Origin of the sequence: Stutzerimonas sp. Brlt_14 (genome assembly GCF_051948915.1) — a bacterium.
Lineage (GTDB): Bacteria > Pseudomonadota > Gammaproteobacteria > Pseudomonadales > Pseudomonadaceae > Stutzerimonas > Stutzerimonas stutzeri.
In genome coordinates this window covers 120,329-138,396 of the sequence record NZ_JAYJLM010000005.1, presented here as the reverse complement: position 1 = coordinate 138,396, position 18,068 = coordinate 120,329, and the positions used below count along the sequence as shown (strand labels likewise).

The 18,068-nt window shown below is 61.0% G+C and carries 17 protein-coding genes; all 17 read right to left on the bottom strand.

Going from position 1 to position 18,068, the window contains the following annotated elements:
- Positions 1–251: 251 nt before the first annotated feature.
- Positions 252–569, bottom strand: a complete 318-nt coding sequence (locus VF716_RS13825) for a ComEA family DNA-binding protein (protein WP_011912579.1) — start codon at positions 567–569, stop codon at positions 252–254.
- A gap of 128 nt (positions 570–697) precedes the next feature.
- The gene (fliD, locus tag VF716_RS13820; RefSeq protein WP_011912578.1) at positions 698–2,104 is read right to left on the bottom strand and encodes a flagellar filament capping protein FliD; all 1,407 of its coding nucleotides are present in this window, start codon (positions 2,102–2,104) and stop codon (positions 698–700) included.
- Positions 2,105–2,231: 127 nt separating this feature from the next.
- Positions 2,232–2,597: a flagellar protein FlaG gene (locus VF716_RS13815; RefSeq protein WP_011912577.1), complete on the bottom strand. Its 366-nt coding sequence runs from the start codon at positions 2,595–2,597 to the stop codon at positions 2,232–2,234.
- A gap of 66 nt (positions 2,598–2,663) precedes the next feature.
- Complete coding sequence (locus VF716_RS13810; protein WP_125912214.1) at positions 2,664–4,112, bottom strand: flagellin; 1,449 nt, start codon at positions 4,110–4,112, stop codon at positions 2,664–2,666.
- A 625-nt stretch (positions 4,113–4,737) separates the two neighbouring features.
- Positions 4,738–6,318 (bottom strand): flagellar hook-associated protein 3, encoded by a 1,581-nt coding sequence (locus VF716_RS13805; protein WP_011912570.1) that lies wholly within the window; start codon positions 6,316–6,318, stop codon positions 4,738–4,740.
- Positions 6,319–6,329: 11 nt separating this feature from the next.
- A complete protein-coding gene (gene flgK / locus VF716_RS13800) occupies positions 6,330–8,339 on the bottom strand; it encodes a flagellar hook-associated protein FlgK (RefSeq protein ID WP_011912569.1) in 2,010 nt (669 codons plus the stop codon).
- 3 nt (positions 8,340–8,342) lie between these two features.
- A complete protein-coding gene (gene flgJ, locus VF716_RS13795; RefSeq protein WP_011912568.1) occupies positions 8,343–9,503 on the bottom strand; it encodes a flagellar assembly peptidoglycan hydrolase FlgJ in 1,161 nt (386 codons plus the stop codon).
- Positions 9,504–9,517: 14 nt separating this feature from the next.
- Positions 9,518–10,618: a flagellar basal body P-ring protein FlgI gene (locus VF716_RS13790; RefSeq protein WP_011912567.1), complete on the bottom strand. Its 1,101-nt coding sequence runs from the start codon at positions 10,616–10,618 to the stop codon at positions 9,518–9,520.
- A gap of 14 nt (positions 10,619–10,632) precedes the next feature.
- Positions 10,633–11,328 carry a flagellar basal body L-ring protein FlgH gene (flgH, locus tag VF716_RS13785; protein ID WP_011912566.1) on the bottom strand — a complete coding sequence of 232 codons (696 nt, stop codon included), beginning with the start codon at positions 11,326–11,328 and terminating at the stop codon, positions 10,633–10,635.
- A gap of 71 nt (positions 11,329–11,399) precedes the next feature.
- The gene (flgG, locus tag VF716_RS13780; RefSeq protein ID WP_011912565.1) at positions 11,400–12,185 is read right to left on the bottom strand and encodes a flagellar basal-body rod protein FlgG; all 786 of its coding nucleotides are present in this window, start codon (positions 12,183–12,185) and stop codon (positions 11,400–11,402) included.
- A 42-nt stretch (positions 12,186–12,227) separates the two neighbouring features.
- Positions 12,228–12,968, bottom strand: coding sequence for a flagellar basal-body rod protein FlgF (gene flgF, locus VF716_RS13775; RefSeq protein WP_020307317.1), 741 nt, complete (start codon positions 12,966–12,968; stop codon positions 12,228–12,230).
- 197 nt (positions 12,969–13,165) lie between these two features.
- The gene (gene flgE / locus VF716_RS13770) at positions 13,166–14,482 is read right to left on the bottom strand and encodes a flagellar hook protein FlgE (protein WP_011912563.1); all 1,317 of its coding nucleotides are present in this window, start codon (positions 14,480–14,482) and stop codon (positions 13,166–13,168) included.
- Between the two features lie 22 nt (positions 14,483–14,504).
- The gene (locus tag VF716_RS13765) at positions 14,505–15,185 is read right to left on the bottom strand and encodes a flagellar hook assembly protein FlgD (RefSeq protein ID WP_011912562.1); all 681 of its coding nucleotides are present in this window, start codon (positions 15,183–15,185) and stop codon (positions 14,505–14,507) included.
- A gap of 12 nt (positions 15,186–15,197) precedes the next feature.
- Positions 15,198–15,641 (bottom strand): flagellar basal body rod protein FlgC, encoded by a 444-nt coding sequence (gene flgC, locus VF716_RS13760; RefSeq protein ID WP_020307315.1) that lies wholly within the window; start codon positions 15,639–15,641, stop codon positions 15,198–15,200.
- A 16-nt stretch (positions 15,642–15,657) separates the two neighbouring features.
- A complete protein-coding gene (gene flgB, locus VF716_RS13755) occupies positions 15,658–16,062 on the bottom strand; it encodes a flagellar basal body rod protein FlgB (protein ID WP_011912560.1) in 405 nt (134 codons plus the stop codon).
- A 185-nt stretch (positions 16,063–16,247) separates the two neighbouring features.
- Positions 16,248–17,117 (bottom strand): protein-glutamate O-methyltransferase CheR, encoded by an 870-nt coding sequence (cheR, locus tag VF716_RS13750; protein WP_419185009.1) that lies wholly within the window; start codon positions 17,115–17,117, stop codon positions 16,248–16,250.
- Positions 17,107–18,039 carry a chemotaxis protein CheV gene (locus VF716_RS13745; RefSeq protein WP_014596200.1) on the bottom strand — a complete coding sequence of 311 codons (933 nt, stop codon included), beginning with the start codon at positions 18,037–18,039 and terminating at the stop codon, positions 17,107–17,109. Before VF716_RS13745 ends, cheR begins: the two co-directional genes overlap by 11 nt.
- Positions 18,040–18,068 lie beyond the last annotated feature (29 nt).

Below are 18,068 nucleotides of genomic sequence, written 5' to 3'. Positions count from 1 at the left end.
GCACCAAAGTATTTAAAATCAACGAGTTACGCAAAGGGAAAGAATCTGTCAGGGCAGATAGGAGAAACAGGCAGGACCCTATTCCGAATGTGCATAACCCATGGGAAGTCAATGCTTTCCACAGGCGTTTGGACTGGCAAATACACAGGGTGTTCGGTTTCCCATCGGCCTTGTCGCCGGCAAGGCGCGGACGATGATACGAGGCCGTAGCGAAAGGCCGATCGTTGCGACCAGCCCTTGCGAACGCAGCGTTACTGGAGGCTGAGCTTGCCGCGATTCTGTTCCAGCGTGGAAACGCCGATGCCCTTGACTTCCAGCAACTCGTCCAGCGAGCTGAACGGGCCATGCTCCTCGCGGTAGGCGACGATGGCTCTGGCCTTGGACGCGCCGATGCCTTTCAGTTCGCGGGTGAGCGTCTGCGCATCCGCCGTGTTGAGGTTCACCACGCCGACCGCGGCAGCCACCGAGGCAGGTGCCGCAGCGGGTTGTGACGGGGATGCGGCATAGCCGGAGAGGGAAGCACTGGTAAGCAGCGCAAAGGCTGCAACGGCAAGAAAGGTCTTGGTCATGTTCATGTCCTTATGAAGTGGGTATGTTCGGCGCTATACCGTTTCCAGCGCCGCGAAACCGACATTAGCCGCACAAGGACAAGAGTCAACAGTATCCCGCCATGTATGCGACATACCTCACACAGGAATCAGGAATCCTTATTGTTCAGTGCGTTCAGCGTCGCAAGGATGCTTTCGCTCGTAGCCTGCAACTGCGCCACCAGGATATCCATGTTGTTGTACTTGGTGTACAGCGAGGTGGTCAGCGAATCGATGCGCCGATCCAGCGCCTGCTGCTGCTCGCTCAATTGCGTCATGGTCTTTTGCAGCGACTCGGTGCGACCGGCCAGCAGCCCTCCGGGTGCCGTGTAAGGCTCGGTGACCGATTTCAGGCGCGGAATCAACCCGTCGTCGCCGACGAAGAACGCCTGAACCTCATCGTAGTGGGTCTCCAGCGCGCTGCTCAGCTTGGCATCGTCGATCGACAGCGTACCGTCCTTGTTGGTGGTCACGCCCAGTTGCGCCAGAACGCTCAGCTCACCGCTGCCGGTCGAGGGCTGTACCAGTTCGTTGCGTATCGAACCGAGCAGCGAGCGAACCAGGGCGTCGCCCACCAGCGCGCCGGCATCGGTACTCGTCTCGTCTTCGCTGGTGGTTACCCGGGTCAAGGCATTGGTGACGGTGATCAGGTTGTTGTAGGCACTGACGAAAGCCTCGATGGAGGTTTTCAAGCCCTCGGTATTGGGCGCCACGGTCAGGGTGGTGGTGCCCTCGGCCGTCAGCTTGATGCTCAGGCCGCTCAGCGCCGTGACGGTGTTGGTGGAGCTGCTCAGCTCCAGGCCGTCGATCTTGTAGGAAGCATTGCTGGCCAGGGTGATGGAGCCAGCCCCGGTGCCCGACTGCTGGGTAAGGTCGTGATTGCCGTCCTCATCGACGTTGATGTTCAGCGCCGCCAGATCCCCCGTGCCCTTCACATACAGGTCGGTGCCCTCCCCGGTGACCTCCGAGGACAGTACCAGGCGCGCGCCACTGGCATCGGTGATGATGTTGGCGCTGATGCCCGCAGTGGCGGAAAGCTGGGAGTTGATCGCATCGCGGATTTCCGTCAGCGAAGCCCCCGGCGCGACCTGAACCTCATAGGAGGCGTTGTCGCCGACGTCGATGGTCAGCGTGCCGCCGGAATCGAAGGTCGTGGAAGCACCGCCCTCCAGGCTGGCACTGGCCACTTTCGACGAACTGGCCAGGCTGATCACCTCCACCTCGTAACTGCCGGGAACCGCGCCCGCGCCAGCAGTGGCGCTGGCCACGCCATCGGCGGAGGACTGCACGCCGAGCCCTTCGAAGCTGCTGGAGGAACTCTCCAGGGCGGTCAGCGAGGCTTCGAACGTCTCGACCGCGCTGGTCAGCGTACCCACGGCCGAGAGGCTGGTTTCCGTCTTGGTCGTCAGCCGGTCGATCTGCGCCTGCTTGGGCGCCTTTTCCGCATCGGCGATGGCGGTCACCATGCCGCCGATATCCAGCCCTGTACCCAGACCGGAAATAGTGATGCCTGACATGTCGACCTCCTCGCAACGAATTATTGACGCCCTGCCACTGCCCAGCAATTAACGAGCCAGTCACTCAACCTGTGTAGCAGCGAATTTATTCGCGAACCCGTTCACCGCAGGCTCACGCCTGTGAAAATCACGCCTCTTCGCGAAACAGCAGGCTGCGCATGTCCTCCAGGCGCGCCGCCAGACTCAAGGCCACCTCGGAGGGAATCTGCCGAACCACTTCGCCGGAACCGCCATCGACGACCTGCACCACCACCCGGCCGCTGGCCTCGTCGATGCTGAAGTCGAGATCGCGGCTGACGGACTGGGCGAAGCTCCGCATGCTGGCCACGGCCGTGTCGAGCAGTTGGCGCTGGTCCTCGCCGTGCTGCATGGCAGCGGGCTGGCTCTCGGCGCCATTACCGCCGGCACGAACCAGGTGATCCGCAGCGGAACCACCTGCTGTCGACTGGGGCGCCTGCGCCGGCTGAGCCTGGGTAACGAGCTGAATGGTCATGGAATATCACCTATCAACGGGAAAGGGGAAGGCCTGAGCGCTTCCCCTTGTTCTACCCCAGGCCGCTTACTGAAGCAGGCTCAGCACCGACGACGGCAGCTGGTTGGCCTGTGCCAGGATCGCGGTGGAAGCCTGCTGCAGGGTCTGCTGCTTGGTCAGCTCGGCGGTTTCCGCGGCGAAGTCGGCATCCTGGATCCGGCTGCGGGCGGAAGTGGAGTTCTCCACGATGCTCTGCAGGTTGGAAACGGTGCTGTCGAAGCGGTTCTGCACGGCACCGAGGTCGGCGCGCTGGGTGTCGATATTGGAGATCGCCTTGTCGATCACCGCAATGGCGCTTTGCGCCCCTTCTGCGGTCGTGATGCTGCTGTCGGCAACGCTGGTCAGCTTCGAGGAGGCAGTGGTGGTGCCAGTCTCCGCGAACAGCCCATCCACGCCATCACCCGCCAGCGAGTACGACTTGGAGGAGTTCAATTCAACTGCACCGGTAGCGATGAAGTCCTCATCAATAGCAGTACCCGACGCCGCATACTTGCCCGAACCATCCTGCACGTTCACCGTGACACCACCATATTCGGTGGTAACGCCAGTTGTGCTCACAGCGCCGAAGACGATGTTCTCGCCAGTATCCGAGGTGATGGAAAGCTCGTCGGTGTCTTCGTTGAAGTTGACGCTGATACCCAGAGCAGAGGCGTTGGAGCTGAGTTGCTCGGCCAGGCTGGCGTTATCGGTCACGCCGATCATATCGATGGCCTTGGAATCGCCCACCGTGATACTGAAGTTGGCCGGCGTACCCGAGGCGGCAGCAGGCACCTCCAGTTGGGCTACGGTGCGAGCCGAGGCGCTCAAGCCGGTCACGGCACCGTCCAGTTGCTTGGCGATGTCCTTGGCCGAGGCTCCAGCATCCACGGTGATCGACTTGGTCTCGCCACTACCAGTCACGGTTATGGCGCCACCGGTAACACCGGAGGCGGACGGGGTGATAGCCTGGCTCTGAACCTGCTGGGAACCGATCTTGGTGGCCGAGATGTTGCCCAGGGTCACGTTGATGGTCTCGTTGGCGTTGGCGCCGACCTGGAAGCTGGTGGTACCGAAGGAGCCATCCAACAGGTTGCGCCCACCAAAGGTAGTGGTTTCGGCGATACGGGTCAGCTCGGTGGTAAGCGCAGCGTATTCGGACTGCAGGGAAGCACGGTCTTCGGCGCTGTTGGAACCGTTGGCCGATTGGAGAGCCAGTTCGCGCATGCGCTGCAGGATGTTGGTGGATTCCTGCATGGCGCCTTCGGCGGTCTGGGCGATGGAAATGCCATCGTTGGCGTTCTTGGTCGCCACGTTCAGACCATTGATCTGGCTGGTCAGGCGGTTGGAGATCTGCAGGCCGGCGGCATCGTCCTTGGCGCTGTTGATCTTCAGGCCGCTGGACAGGCGCTGCATGGTGGTGGACAGGGCCTCGGAGGCCTTGTTCAGGTTTTTCTGGGTGTTGAGCGATGCAACGTTGGTATTGACGGTAAGAGCCATGACGAGAACCTCGTGGTGTGGGCTTGTGCGACTCCCGGCCTTGGCAACCGCCCGGGATGGCCTAGAGAGCTTTCACTGGGTTTATCGTCGTGGCCTGGCAATCCTTTAGCGTTTTTTTCGATTTTTTCTTGCCAACGCCCTGGCTGCATGTCAAGCAGCGGAAAACGCTTTCCGGAACAGGCCGTTCGGCGGGTTGCAACCCGCCCTGCGAACCTGTTGAAGAGCCGCATCTTCGCCGCTGACGTAGGGCGGGTGCAACCCGCCGCAACGAGACCACGGGCTGCCCCCGCCCTGCGCTCGGCATGAACGCCGGCAGGAGGCGCCCGCCGCGTCTTCGCCGCAGCGCTGTCGCGCAGCAAACAGGGGTGCAGCGCCGAGAAAGCCGCATGTGCACAGCACGCCCGTAGGAGCCGGGGGGACGCCGAGTCCTTGCCGGCGATCATCGGCGTTGCGGCCGATCGCCTGCAAGCGGGCTCCTACGCTCAAGAGGCCCTTGCGCTTCTCCCGAGTCGCGGCAACGCATGGATTAACGAAACTGCCAAGGCAGACCCTGGTCGACAGACTGACAGACAGGCCATTCGGATTGGCCGGAACCCACGAACCGCCCTTCCCACGGAACCCAGGTTCACAGTTGATTGAACAACGTCAACTGACTGATGCGGACGAATGCAAGCTGTGCCGCCTCGAGCATGGTCTGCTGCAACAGCAGTTTGGCTGTGGCCTCGGCCATGTCGGTGTCACGTATGCTCGACTGCGTCGATGCATTGGTGATGCTCAGGCTTTCGTTTTCCGTCGTCAGAATATCGATCGTGTTGAGTCGGGCACCAATCGAGGAGCGGGTGGCATCCACCGCGGCGATTCCTTTGTCGAGATTGGTCAGGGCCAGCGCGATCGAGTCGCGCAATGCCAGCTGGGCCTCGGTATCGCTCGCTATCGGTTCCTGCAACGCGGCCCTGAGAGTGGCGATGGTATCCAGGATGCTGCTGGTTTCCGCGGAGTTCGCCTTGACGCTGAAGCTGTCGCCGGCGGCCGGAGCGGAACTCAGGTCATAGGAAACTCCGGCGAAACTGAGCGTGGAACCCGTCAACGAGCCGGAGCCGATTGCCGTGCTGGTCGCGGTGAGCGGTTGCAGGAAGACTTCGTAGTCCGTTGCGCTGGTGAACTTGAAGGTCACCCCCGAATCGGGGAAAGCCGCGTTATAGGCGGCGGTATCGGTGATCGTGCCACCGCTCAACTGCGCCGTTGAGGTATTCGACGAGGTACGGCTGATGGCGAAGGTGTCCGCCGTGCTGCCGAACTCGAAGCTATAGCCCGTCAGGAGAGCGTCGTAGTCGCCGGAGCTATCGGAGGAAAGCGCCTGCGCATCCAGCTCCAGCGTTATGCCACGAAAGGTGATGGTCGTACCATCGATGGCCTCGGGGTCGAAAGCCCCTCCTCCACTCACCTCGGCGGTGACATCGGTGCCGTCCTTGTCGCGGATGACGAATTCCGAGCCGCTGACCAGTTCCAGCGTATAAGGCGATCCCGCGCGAAATTGCTGATCGTAGGTCTTGTCGTTGACGACCAGCCCGGCGGAAAGAAAAACGCGCTGCTCGCCATCCGCATTCGGATTCGTGGCCAGTGCCGAGGTCGTCCTGCCCGCATTCACCACGTTCTCGAATACGCTCCAGCCACTGTCGTTGACGCTGAGCAGCATGGAACCGGATACCTGAAGACTCAGCGAGTTCTGATTTCCCTGGTAGCTATAGGTGCCGTCGGGATTCTTCACATACGGTTGGGTGCCGCTGGACGAGCCGGCGAACAGATACTGTCCGTTGGCGTCCTTGCTGTTCATCAGGGCGTAGAGCTGATTTTCGATCTGTTCGAGTTCGCTGGCGATCGAGCTACGGTCTTCATCGGACAGCGCGCCGCTACCGGCCTCGACGGCCAATTCCCTGGCCTTTTGCAATAAGTTGTTGATCGAATTGAGAATGCCCTCTTCCTGGCTGAGGGAATTCGTCGCGGTCGTCAGGTTGCCCTGGTACTGCGTCAGCAATGCCTGTTGCTGCTCGAGCTGCAGCAGACGCGCCGCACCGACCGGGTCGTCTGCCGGTGTCTGGATACGCTCGCCACTCGAGATTTGCTGCTGCGTTTTGACGATGTTCGCATAGCCCTTCTGATAGCTGGAAATGCTCGAACTGTAGATCAGCGAAGTGGATAGACGCATGAGCCGTCGCCTCAGAGAGTGTTGATTATGGTATCGAACATTTGTTGCGCAGCTTTAATCACTTGGGCCGCTGCCGTGTAGTACTGCTGGAACTTGATGAGGTTGGCCGCCTCTTCATCGAGGTTAACCCCTGAAACCGATTCCCGATTGGCCGTCGCCTGGCTCAGAATCGTGGACGTGGCGGAGGCATCCAGCGCAGCCTGACTGGCCTTGGCACCCACGGTCTCGATAAGCTGGCTATAGGTACTGGTGATGCTGTGTTTGCCTATTGTCGACGCCGTCTGCAGATCGAGCAGTGCCAGCGCATTGCGGTTGTCCGAGTCGCTGTCGGCATTGAATGCCACAGTGAAGCTGTCGCCCGCTGCGGGCGAACCACTTATCGCCAGCTCGAACTCGAACGCGCTTGGAACACTGGGCGGGTTGGCCGCGATGCTGACCGTGACGGTATTGCTCTGGCCGGGAACGATGCTGCCGGTGCCGAGCGCATTACCCTGTACGTCATAAAGGGTATACCCCTGGGCCGAACCACTGGCGGCATCGAACACCAGCTTGACCGGCATGGCGTTCTGGATGCTGGCCTGGGTATCGGCATTCGCCGCGGCATCATAGATGTCGAGCGCACTGCCCGAAGCCAGCGCAACGCTGGAGATGCTTCCCGTACCGTAATTGCCGGAACTGCTGGTCGCTACCAGCGGCGCCGCGAAAGCCAGCTTGCTCGCATCGGTCATCACGACACCGATGCTGCCCGCTGCGGTACGAGTAGGGATAATGGTGAACTTGTCGCCAGCGGCAACGGTCCCCGCCTCCATCGCCAGACTGAAGCCGTCGATCACCGGCGCGGGATCGTCGCTCAGGTCATAGGAACCCAGGTCCGCACCGTCGGAAAGGCGCCGAACGCTGTAACCGGTAGCGCTGCTGAAGGTCACTTCGTAGTCGCTGGTGCTGAGTTTGCTGGAATCCTCGATATATACCGAAAGATTGCCGCTCCCCGCACTGTTGCCCGCTTGGGCCAAACTTCTCTGCGATGCGGCAAGCGCACTGTTGATATCGCTGAACAGCGAAGTCCCGAAATCGCCATTGAGATCGATGCCCTGGCCAAGCTGGCTGTTCACCTGGTCGGCGATCACCAGAGCCAGGCGCCCCAGTTCATTCAGCGTCGGGTCGAGCACTTCCTCGCGATAACGAACGAGCCCACTGATCGAGCCCCCGGACACCACTGAGGTGACATCGACGGAGCTGTATCCACTGGTGAGCATCAGGTTCAGACGCGTCGGATCGGTAGTGCTCGGCTCGGCGGTAAGCGTGGATGCCGTATTGCCCATGACCAGCGGCTGGCCGGACCCGATGAAGACGTTGGCGTTGTTGCCTTCCATGACCACCGTCACGCCAATCAGTTCGGACAGATCGACAAGCGCCTGGTCCCGTGCATCCAGCAGGTCGTTGGGCGTGGCACCACTGGCCGAGGCCTGGACGATGGCCTGGTTGTAGTTCGCGATCGAGGATGCGAGCTGGTTGACCTGCTCCGCCATCGAACTGAGCTGGGAATTGATGTAGGTGTTCTGATCAGCCAGTTGCGAGTACACCGAGCTGAACCGCTCTGCCAAGCCGCTCGCATTGGTCAGCAGCAGTGCGCGCGCGGAGGCATCCGTGGGGTTTTCGGCAGCGGTCTGCAGGGCCTCGAAGAACGAGCTGAGCACGCTGCTGATGCCGGTGGTGCTGTCAGCGAGCAGGGCATCGGTCTGGTTGATCTGCGTCAGGTACGTCTGAGCCTCGGCATCCAGCCCGGTACTGGTACGCAGCTGGGTATTGAGGTATTCGCTATAGATGCGCCGGACGTCGGCAACCGTCGTACCATTGCCGACATAGCCGACACCGATGAACTCGGCCGATGCGCTCTTCTGCACGACGGATTGTCGCGAGTACCCGGCGGTATCGACGTTGGCGATATTGTTACCGGTAGTCGCAAGTGCCGTTTGGCTGGCGGAAAGCCCCGACAGCCCGATGGAAATCAAGCTCGCCACGATTTAACCCCTTGTCCTGATAGCCGACGAAGATCCTGTACTGGCCACTGTTTGATAAGCCTCCATGCGCCGCGCGATCTGGCTGACCTTGCGTGCATATTGAGGGTCCGTCGCATAGCCGGCCTTCTGCAACTCGCGCACGAAGCGTTCGGAATCGCCACCGGCATTGACGGCCGACTGGTAACGATCGCTGTTCTGAAGAAGGCTGACGAAGTCATCGAAGCTCTGCTCGAAGGAGGCATAGGCACGGAACCCCTCGACCTGCTTGACCGCCCGGCCGTTCACGTACTCGGTGGTGCGAGCCATGGCCGATTCCCCGCTCCAGTTGGTCGCCTTGATGCCAAAGAGGTTGTGGCTATTGCTGCCGTCCTTCTGCCTGATCATCGACTTGCCCCATCCCGTCTCGAGCGCGGCCTGAGCGACGAGATAGCGGGGCTCCACACCGAGACGCCGTGCAGCTTTTTCCGCCATGGGCATCATGGTGGCGATGAACTCTTCCGGGGAGCCGAAGCGGGTCTTGCTCGCCTTGGCTGTATCGATCTCGACGCCGTTGACGGTCAACGGCTTGTCCTGAGGCGCGGCGAAGGCGGTGGCGGGCTGCCAGTCGAGATTCACCAGCGGCTGGGACGCATCGGCGCTGCGGGCCGGATCGGTCGCCGAGACGTTCGCCAGCTGCCGCTCGCTCGCCCGGCCCGGCAATGCCAGGCGCCGCTGGTTGAGCAGGCGCGAATCGTCGCGGGTCGACTCGGCGGCCGCCGCCGGTTTGCTCGGCCAGGCCGCGCCCTCGGTCTGGGCGACCTGCGCGAACGGGTTGCTGCGCGCGACCGACTCGGTCTGCTTGTTCAGCTGGCGCACCAGCACGTCGGCCAGGCCGATGCCGCCGCCCTCCTTCGACAGGCTGACCGACAGTTGCTGATCGTACATTTCCTGGTATTGCTTGCTGGCCTGGCTGTTCAGCGGATTGTCCTTGGCCAGGACCTCGTTGGCCGAGCGCATCGACTTGAGCATCTCGTTGAGAAACAGCGATTCGAATTCCTGCGCGACCTTGCGCACGTTCTCTTCACCATCCCGGTCCTTGCCCACCTTCAGCTGGCTGAGACGGTTGAGGTCGGTGTAGCTGCCGCTGTCGAGGCCGCGTCTGCCGCTGGCAAGGCGATTGTCCATGGCGTTGCCCCCTCCTATATCACGATCAGGTCGGCTTGCAGAGCGCCGGCCTGCTTGAGCGCTTCGAGAATGGCCATCAGGTCGCTGGGCGCAGCACCCACCTGGTTCACCGCACGGACGATTTCATCCAGCGTGGTGCCGGGACCGAACTTGAACATCGGCTTGGCTTCCTGCTCGGCCGTCACCCGCGAATTGGGCACGACCACCGTCTGCCCGCCCGAGAAGGGTCCCGGCTGACTGACCTGCGGATCTTCGCTGATGGTCACGGTCAGGCTGCCATGGGTGACGGCGGCCGGCTGCACCCGTACGTTCTGGCCGATGACGATGGTGCCGGTACGCGAGTTGATGATGACCTTGGCCACCGCCTGGCCGACCTCGACCTCGAGGTTCTCCAGGATCGACAGGTAATCCACGCGCTGGCTCGGGTCCAGCGGCGCGGTCACGCTGATCGAGCCGCCGTCGAGCGCCTGCGCCACGCCCGGGCCGAGCAGTTCGTTGATCTGGTCAACGATGTTCTTCGCCGTGGTGAAGTCCGGGCGATTGAGGTTCAGCGTCAGCGTATTGCCCTGATTGAAGCCGCTCGGCACCGGCCGCTCGACGGTCGCGCCGCCGGGGATGCGCCCGGCCGACGGCGAGTTGACGGTGACCCGCGAACCGTCCGCGCCGCCGGCATCGAAACCGCCGACCACCAGGTTGCCCTGGGCGACGGCGTAGACGTTGCCGTCGATCCCCTTGAGCGGCGCCATCAGCAGGCTGCCGCCGCGCAGGCTCTTGGCGTTGCCGATCGAGGAAACCGTGATGTCGATGGTCTGTCCCGGCTTGGCGAACGGCGGCAGCTCGGCATGGATGGACACCGCGGCGACGTTCTTCAGCTGGATGTTGCCGCCGCTCGGCACCTTGATGCCGAACTGCGCCAGCATGTTGTTGAAGGTCTGCACGGTGAACGGCGTCTGGGTGGTCTGGTCGCCGCTGCCATTGAGGCCCACCACCAGCCCGTAACCGATCAACTGGTTGGCGCGCACGCCATGGATGGTCGCCACGTCCTTGAGGCGCTCGGCCTGGGCGGTTGCGCAGACCAGCAGCAACCCGGTGAGCAGGAGCATTTTCTTCAGCATGCCATCGGCTCCGGTCAGAACGGCCACAGCGGGCTCATGAAGAAGCGGTCAAGCCAGCCGGGCTGGCTGGCGTCGGCGAAGGCACCGGTTCCCGAATAGGTGATGCGCGCATCGGCGATGCGGGTGGACGACACCGTATTGTCGGTGGCGATATCGTCCTGGCGCACCAGGCCGGCGATGCGCACCAACTCGTCGCCGGTGTTGAGCGTCATCCACTTCTCGCCGCGTACGGCGAGGATGCCGTTGGGCAACACTTCGGAAACGGTCACGGTGATCGAGCCGGACAGGCTGTTGCTCTGCCCCGCCTGGCCCGAGCCGGAGGTGTCGCGCGAGGCGTCGTATTCGGCGCCGAGGCTCATCGAGTTGCCGGTCAGCGGGTTGGCCATGGACACCGCGCCGCCGAACAGCGAACCGAGGCCGATATTGGCGCTGCTGTCCTTGGAAATGCTGGAGCTGGCGTTCTTGCTGGCCTGGGTCCGCTCGGCGAGGGTGATGGTGATGATGTCGCCGACCCGGTAGGCCTTGCGGTCGTCGTAGAGATAGGTCTCGAAACCCGCCTGGTAGATCGCTCCGCTGTTCTGCGCGGCCGGCAGCGGCGTGCGCGGCAGCACCGGTGCGTAGTAGGGATCGTTCGGCTTGGGCGCGGGGGCGACGCACCCGGCCAGCGCGAAGGCGGACGACAGCGAGACAACAATCAACAAGCGGCTCATAGACACCTCAAGCCCTGACAGGCCATCGAAACAACTGCGGGCACTGCCCGAATGCAACGGCGAACACCCGATCAGAGCTGCTGCGTGACGAACGACAGCATCTGGTCGGCAGTGGAAATGACCTTGGAATTCATCTCGTAGGCGCGCTGGGTGGTGATCATGTTCACCAGTTCCTCGACGACGCTGACGTTGGAATTCTCCAGGGTATTCTGCAGTACGGTGCCCAGGCCATTGAGGCCCGGGGTGCTGACCTGCGGCGCGCCGCTGGCGGCGGTCTCGAGGAACAGGTTGCTGCCCATGGCCTGCAGGCCGGCCGGGTTGATGAAATCGGCGGTCTGGATATTGCCGATGATCTGCGGCTGGGCATTGCCCAGGGTGGTGACCGACACGGTGCCGTCTTCGCCGACGGTGAAGGTCTGGGTCTCCGCCGGCACGACGATGGCCGGCTCCAGCGCATAGCCGTTGGAAGTGACGACCTGGCCGTCGGAATCCAGATGGAAACTGCCGTCACGGGTGTAGGACACCGTGCCATCGGGCAGCAGCACCTGGAAAAAACCACGGCCGTTGATGGCCATGTCCAGCGGCTGCTCGGTGGTCTGCAGACTCCCCGTGGTGAAAATCTTCTGGGTGCCGGTCACGCGCACCCCGGTACCCAGCTGCAGGCCGGACGGCAGTTCGCTGTCCTGGCTGGACTGGCCGCCGGGTTGACGGCGGATCTGGTACAGCAGGTCCTGGAATTCCGCGCGATCGCGCTTGAAGCCGGTGGTGGAAACGTTGGCCAGGTTGTTGGAAATGGTCGTCAGGTTCATGTCCTGGGCGGACAAACCGGTCTTGCTGACCCAAAGTGCTGGAAGCATGTGCGTTCTCCTCGTATGCCGGCCGGGCGCTACGCGCGGGTGTTAGCTGATTTGCAGTACGCGAGCCATGGCAGCCGCGTCGTCTTCGGCGGTGCGCATCATCTTCACGTGCAGTTCGAACTGGCGGGACAGCGCCAGCATGGACGTCATCTCGGCAACGGCATTGACGTTGCTCGCCTCGAGAAACCCGGAGGTGACCCGTACGTTGGCATCCGCCTCGAGGGGCTGCCCATCCTTCATGCGGATCAGGCCGTCGGTGCCCTTCTCCAGTTGCTGCGGATCGGGGTTGACCAGCTTGAGCCGGTCCACGGTAACTACGACATTCGGGTCCTCGCCCAGGGCACGAATGCTGATGGTGCCGTCGTGGCCGATGTCCAGCTTTTCCTCCGGCGGAATGGCGATCGGCCCGCCGTTGCCGAGCACCGGCATGCCGTCGGCGGTGCGCAGCATGCCCAGCGCGTCGATGTTCAGGCTGCCGGTACGCACGTAGGCCTCGTTGCCATCCGGCGCCTGCACGGCGACCCAGCCCTCGCCTTCGATGGCGACGTCCAGATCACGACCGGTTTCCTGCAGTGCGCCGGCGGTGAAATCGGTACCCGGACGCTCCGACATGGCGTAGACGCGGGCCGGATAGCTGTCGCCGAACACCTGCATCGAACGCGCCTGTTCGAAGTCGCGGCGAAAGCCCGTGGTGGAAATGTTCGCCAGATTGTTGGCGTGGGCCTGCTGGGCCCGCGCGTTCTGGCTGGCACCGGTCATGGCTACGTAGAGCATCTTGTCCATCGAAATCTCCGAGACACGAGATTGACGCTTGCGAGTCTGTCAACGAAGAAAATGCAAGGTGCGTGCCACAGACACAGCTGGATTCCAAGACACTGAAATGCAAAGGTTTTCTGGAAAAGAAGAAGGCCCTGACGGGCCTTCTTTCATGGGAGCGGCGGAATACTGCCGTCAGCGGCAACGGGCATTGCCGCTCATGCTCAGCGCAGGTTGATGATGGTCTGGGCGATGGCGCTTTCGGTTTCCACCGTTTTGGCGTTGGCCTGATAGTTTCGCTGGGCGACGATCAGGTTGACCAGTTGCGCAGTCAGATCGACGTTCGAGTCTTCCAGCGCACCAGACTGCAAGGAGCCCAGCGTTCCAGACCCCGGCGTTCCGATAGCCGGCTCCCCGGAGGCCAGCGTTTGTGCCCAAGCCGTACCACCTACCGAAGCAAGCCCTTGCGAGTTCGTGAAATTCGCCAGCACCACCTGCCCGATCACCTTCGACTGCCCATTGGTGTAGGTGGCGAACATCATGCCAGTGTCATCGATGGAGAGCCCCGACAACTGACCCGTGGTGTAGCCGTCCTGGACCGGACTGCTCAATACCGCGAAGCTGGTATTCGTCTGGCTGATGTTGCGCAGATCGATGGAAATACCACTCGCGCTGGCGGCTGCGCCATTGCTTCCCCAGGTGACCGGCGAGGTAGTCGAATCGGTCACTGTCGCCGGCACCCAGGTATTCAAGGTCAGGGTGCCATCGGCGTTCACATCGAAATCGGTGGATGCCAGGGAGGTCAGATCCAGCGCTCCAGACGCCGTGAAGCCGATGCTCACCTCATACGCCTCCGTGGAGGTCGGATCAGCCGGATTTCGCCCATCGATGAGGGTGTACATGGTCCACTGGTTACTGTCGTCTTTCACGAAGTACTGGGTCATCGTATGGGAGTTGCCTTGTGTGTCATACAAGGGCACCGAGGTCGACCAGTTGTAAGTACTCGAATCGCTGGCATCGAATGGGGTGTTGTTAGGAACGCTGCTGTTGGAATTCAGTGCCAGTGTCTCCACGACCGAACTCGTAGCATTCGGCGCCTGGTTACTGCTATCAACCTTGAGATTGGTGGTAACGCCACTGACGATATCGCCATTGGCATTGACGCCATAACCCTGCAGATTATATCCCTCGCTATTTATGACGTAGCCTTCGTCATCCGTCTTGAATGCGCCTGCGCGAGTATAAAGCATAGAGCCATTGTTACTGACCATGAAATAACCATTGCCACTGATCGCCAGATCAAGGCTATTTCCAGTGTTTGTGATATTCCCCTGGGTAAATTGCTGGGCAATATCCGCAGTCGTCACTCCGCTGCCGACCGCATTCCCTCCGGAGCCGAGCATGGAGGTGGCGTAAAGATCCGCGAACTCTGCGCGCGAAGCTTTGAAGCCGGTTGTGCCGACGTTCGCGATATTGTTTCCCGTTACGTTCAGATCCGTGCTGGCCGCATTCAGGCCGCTCAGCGCAACATTAAACGTCATAGCATTCTCCCAATGCGATTGATTACTTACCGACGGTTCTAACTTGTGAAAGACCCACGCTTCCGATACCAGCCAGGTTAAGAGTCATCTCTGCCCCATCCTGCCCCAAGGTGACGCTATTTACTTTTGCCGGGAGGTACGTACTGAGCGCAGTGGTGGTTCCGTCGAGCGACGCTTCCGCCACGAAGGTGAAGGTCCCCGGATCGACAGTCTCACCACTGGAGTTGGTGCCATCCCAAATGAAATCGACGTTGCCGCTACTTTGATCCCCCAGGGAAATCGTTTTCACCAGCGACCCCGTACTGTCATAGATCTTCACATTGACGTTGCTGCCGGACGAAGGCATCACGACAGTACCGCTGAGGCTTTCACTGGTGTCAACGAGCGCAGAACCCGTCTCTACGATCACCGAACTCCCAACGAGGGAAGTTGCCTGCAGCGCCTGAGAAGACTGATAAGTGCTCAACAATGACGTCATTGACGCATTGAGATTCTCCATCGACTCAAGACTGCTGAACTGGGCAAGCTGAGCGACGAACTCGCTGTTATCTTGCGGATCCAGAGGATTCTGATTATTAAGTTGCGTGACCAGCAACATCATAAAATCCGTTTTACCAAGACTGCTGCTATCCGAGGATGAAGTGTCCGTACCGGAGTATTGCGAAAGAACAGTACTACTCACGCTACTGGTATCAATTGCCATCTTTCATGCTCCTTACTGACCCAGCGTCAGGACTTTCTGCAGCATGGTCTTGGCCGTGTTCATCAGCTCGGCGTTGGTCTGGAACGCGCGGCTGGCGGAGATCATGTCGGCCATTTCCTCCACCACGTTGACGTTCGGGTAGTAGACGTAACCGCTTTCGTCGGCGGCCGGATGATTGGGCTCGTAGCGCGCCTGCAGTTCGCCCTGGTCCTCGACCACGCCGAGCACCTGCACGCCGGCGCCGGCCTGATCCTGCCCGGCGAACAACGATTCGTTGGGCTGGCCGCCGGCCTGCTGGAACACGGTGGCGAACACCGGATGGCGGGCCCGGTAGGTCTGGTCGACGCTGGAGGACACCGTTTCGGCGTTGGCGATGTTGCTGGAAATGGTGTTCAGGCGAGTGCTCTGGGCGCTCATGCCGCTGCCGGCAATATTGAATACGCTGCTGAGGGACATGGGTTGGACTCCTTACTTATTCGCCGCGCAGGGCGCTCATCAGCCCCTGGAACTTGCTGTTGAGCAGGGTGAAGCTCGCCTGGAAGTCGACGGCGTTCTTCGCGTAGTTGGATTGCTCGATCTGCAGATCGACGGTGTTCTGGTCCAGGGAGGGATGAGCCGGGGTGCGAAAACGCAGGGACGCATCGGCGATTTCCAGCCCCTCGGCGGCAATGTGCCGATCGCTGGTCCGGGTGGCGGCGAAACCGCCCTGGCCTTGCGCCGACTGCTCGGCGAGCACGCTGCCGAAGTCGAGATCGCGGGCCTTGTAATTGGGCGTATCGGCGTTGGCGATGTTGTTCGCCAGCACTTCGGCGCGTTGCGAACGAAAGCCCAGCGCCTTTTCGTGAATGCCCAACGCCTTGTCGAAACTGATGCTCATGAATCTGGCCCTCTGCCGGATACAAGTCTGCTTGCGCATACTCCAGCAAAGCCCATGCCATAGAACACAAGCCATTGATTTAATAGAATTTATCGATGCACGTGCAATTCACTGGCGTCAAAAGCGGCAAGACTTTTCCGCCGTTTTGCCGCAACCGCCATCTTGCATGACGGTTTTCTGCCGCCTTATTTCGCCTTGTAGATGATGCCCGGGCTGCACTGGACCATCTGGTACAGCTCCGGCAGCCCGTTGAGCGCCTCCGAGGCGCCGAGGAACAGGTAGCCACCCGGACGCAGGGTCGCATGGATGCGCTTGAGGATGTCCTTCTTCACATCGGCGGAGAAATAGATCAGCACGTTGCGACAGAACACGATGTCGAACTTGCCCAGTGCCGCATAGCTATCCAGCAGGTTCTGCACCCTGAACTCGACTCGCGATCGGATGGCGGGCTTGACCGCCCACCGACCCGGCGCCTTGACATCGAAGTAGCGCTGCAGGCGATCCGAGGACAACCCACGGGCAATCGCCAGGCTGTCGTACTCCGCCGCTTTGGACGCTGCCAGCATTGCCCCGGACAGCTCCGTTGCGACGATCTGGATGCCCGTCTTTGGCTGACTCGGATTGCTGCGCTCGTACTCGTCGATCGCCATGGACAGCGAATAAGGCTCCTGCCCGGACGAGCAGGCTGCCGACCAGATACGCAGACGCTGCCCGGAACCGGCCTTGAGCATCTCTGGCAGCACGCGGCTCTTCAGCACCTCGAACGGATAGGTATCACGGAACCACAGCGTTTCGTTGGTCGTCATCGCGTCGACAACCGCTTCGCGCAAACCGCTGCGTGGCTGCGCCTGAATCTTTCTGACCAGATCACCAAGCGTCTTGATGCCCTGCTGTTCCATCAGCTTGTTCAGGCGGCTGGATACCAGATACTGCTTGTTGCTGCCCAGCAGGATGCCGCATGTCTTTTCAAGAAATACCCGGAACTGCTCGAAATCCAGATCGACTGACACCAATAAAGCCTCACCATCATGAGAGGAGCTAGCCTCAATTTGCATCCGCCTGCCTGATCCGCTCGGCCACCCGAGCAGCAAGATCATCAGGCTGGAACTTGGCGAGGAAATCATCCGCCCCCGCTCGCTTCACCATGTTCTGGTTGAACACACCGGAAAGGGAAGTATGCAGGAGTATATGCATTGCATGCATGCGCGGATCGTGTCGCACCTCGGTAGTCAGGGTATAGCCATCCATTTCCGGCATTTCAATATCGGAAATCATCATCAGAAACTCTTCCGCCGGATTCTTGCCCTCGTCGGCCATCCGCTTCAGATAATTGAGTGCCTCGCGGCCATCGTTGAGCTTGACGACCTCGATACCAATGTTCTCCAAGCAGCGGGTAATCTGCTTGCGCGCCACCGACGAGTCATCCACAACCAGGACGCGACACGACAGCGCCTTGGCGCGAGTATCGTCGTCCACCACTTCCGGCGAAACCTCTTCCGAGGTAGGTGCAACTTCCGCCAGCACCTTCTCGACGTCGATGATTTCCACCAGCTTGTTGTCGATGTGCGTCACAGCGGTCAGGTAATGATCGCGCCCAGCACCGCGCGGAGGAGGCAGAATGGCCTCCCAGTTCAGATTGACGATCCGCTCGACAGAACTCACCAGAAAACCCAGCGTCCTGTTGTTGTATTCGGTGATTACTGCGAACGAATTTTCAAGATTCATCAGCGCCGACTTACCGGTCGCTAGCGAAAGATCCAGGATCGGCAGAGTGCTACCGCGGATGCTGGCCACACCACGAACCACTCGACCACACTTGGGCATGATCGTCAGGCGCGGGCACTGCAGCACTTCCCGCACCTTGAAAACGTTGATGCCATAGAGCTGCTCGCCATCGAGGCGAAACAGCAACAGCTCCAGACGGTTCTGTCCCACCAATTGGGTACGCTGGTTAACCGAATCCAATACACCGGCCATGCCAGTTCCTCTCTGCTTGCAGATTACGG

Excerpts from the sequence above, each read along its gene's own strand:
- VF716_RS13825 (WP_011912579.1), bottom strand. The coding sequence starts at position 569 with ATGACCAAGACCTTTCTTGCCGTTGCAGCCTTTGCGCTGCTTACCAGT.
- fliD (WP_011912578.1), bottom strand. The coding sequence starts at position 2,104 with ATGTCAGGCATCACTATTTCCGGTCTGGGTACAGGGCTGGATATCGGC.
- VF716_RS13815 (WP_011912577.1), bottom strand. The coding sequence starts at position 2,597 with ATGACCATTCAGCTCGTTACCCAGGCTCAGCCGGCGCAGGCGCCCCAG.
- VF716_RS13810 (WP_125912214.1), bottom strand. The coding sequence starts at position 4,112 with ATGGCTCTTACCGTCAATACCAACGTTGCATCGCTCAACACCCAGAAA.
- VF716_RS13805 (WP_011912570.1), bottom strand. The coding sequence starts at position 6,318 with ATGCGTCTATCCACTTCGCTGATCTACAGTTCGAGCATTTCCAGCTAT.
- flgJ (WP_011912568.1), bottom strand. The coding sequence starts at position 9,503 with ATGGACAATCGCCTTGCCAGCGGCAGACGCGGCCTCGACAGCGGCAGC.
- VF716_RS13790 (WP_011912567.1), bottom strand. The coding sequence starts at position 10,618 with ATGCTGAAGAAAATGCTCCTGCTCACCGGGTTGCTGCTGGTCTGCGCA.
- flgH (WP_011912566.1), bottom strand. The coding sequence starts at position 11,328 with ATGAGCCGCTTGTTGATTGTTGTCTCGCTGTCGTCCGCCTTCGCGCTG.
- flgG (WP_011912565.1), bottom strand. The coding sequence starts at position 12,185 with ATGCTTCCAGCACTTTGGGTCAGCAAGACCGGTTTGTCCGCCCAGGAC.
- flgF (WP_020307317.1), bottom strand. The coding sequence starts at position 12,968 with ATGGACAAGATGCTCTACGTAGCCATGACCGGTGCCAGCCAGAACGCG.
- flgE (WP_011912563.1), bottom strand. The coding sequence starts at position 14,482 with ATGACGTTTAATGTTGCGCTGAGCGGCCTGAATGCGGCCAGCACGGAT.
- VF716_RS13765 (WP_011912562.1), bottom strand. The coding sequence starts at position 15,185 with ATGGCAATTGATACCAGTAGCGTGAGTAGTACTGTTCTTTCGCAATAC.
- flgC (WP_020307315.1), bottom strand. The coding sequence starts at position 15,641 with ATGTCCCTCAGCAGCGTATTCAATATTGCCGGCAGCGGCATGAGCGCC.
- flgB (WP_011912560.1), bottom strand. The coding sequence starts at position 16,062 with ATGAGCATCAGTTTCGACAAGGCGTTGGGCATTCACGAAAAGGCGCTG.
- cheR (WP_419185009.1), bottom strand. The coding sequence starts at position 17,117 with ATGCAAATTGAGGCTAGCTCCTCTCATGATGGTGAGGCTTTATTGGTG.
- VF716_RS13745 (WP_014596200.1), bottom strand. The coding sequence starts at position 18,039 with ATGGCCGGTGTATTGGATTCGGTTAACCAGCGTACCCAATTGGTGGGA.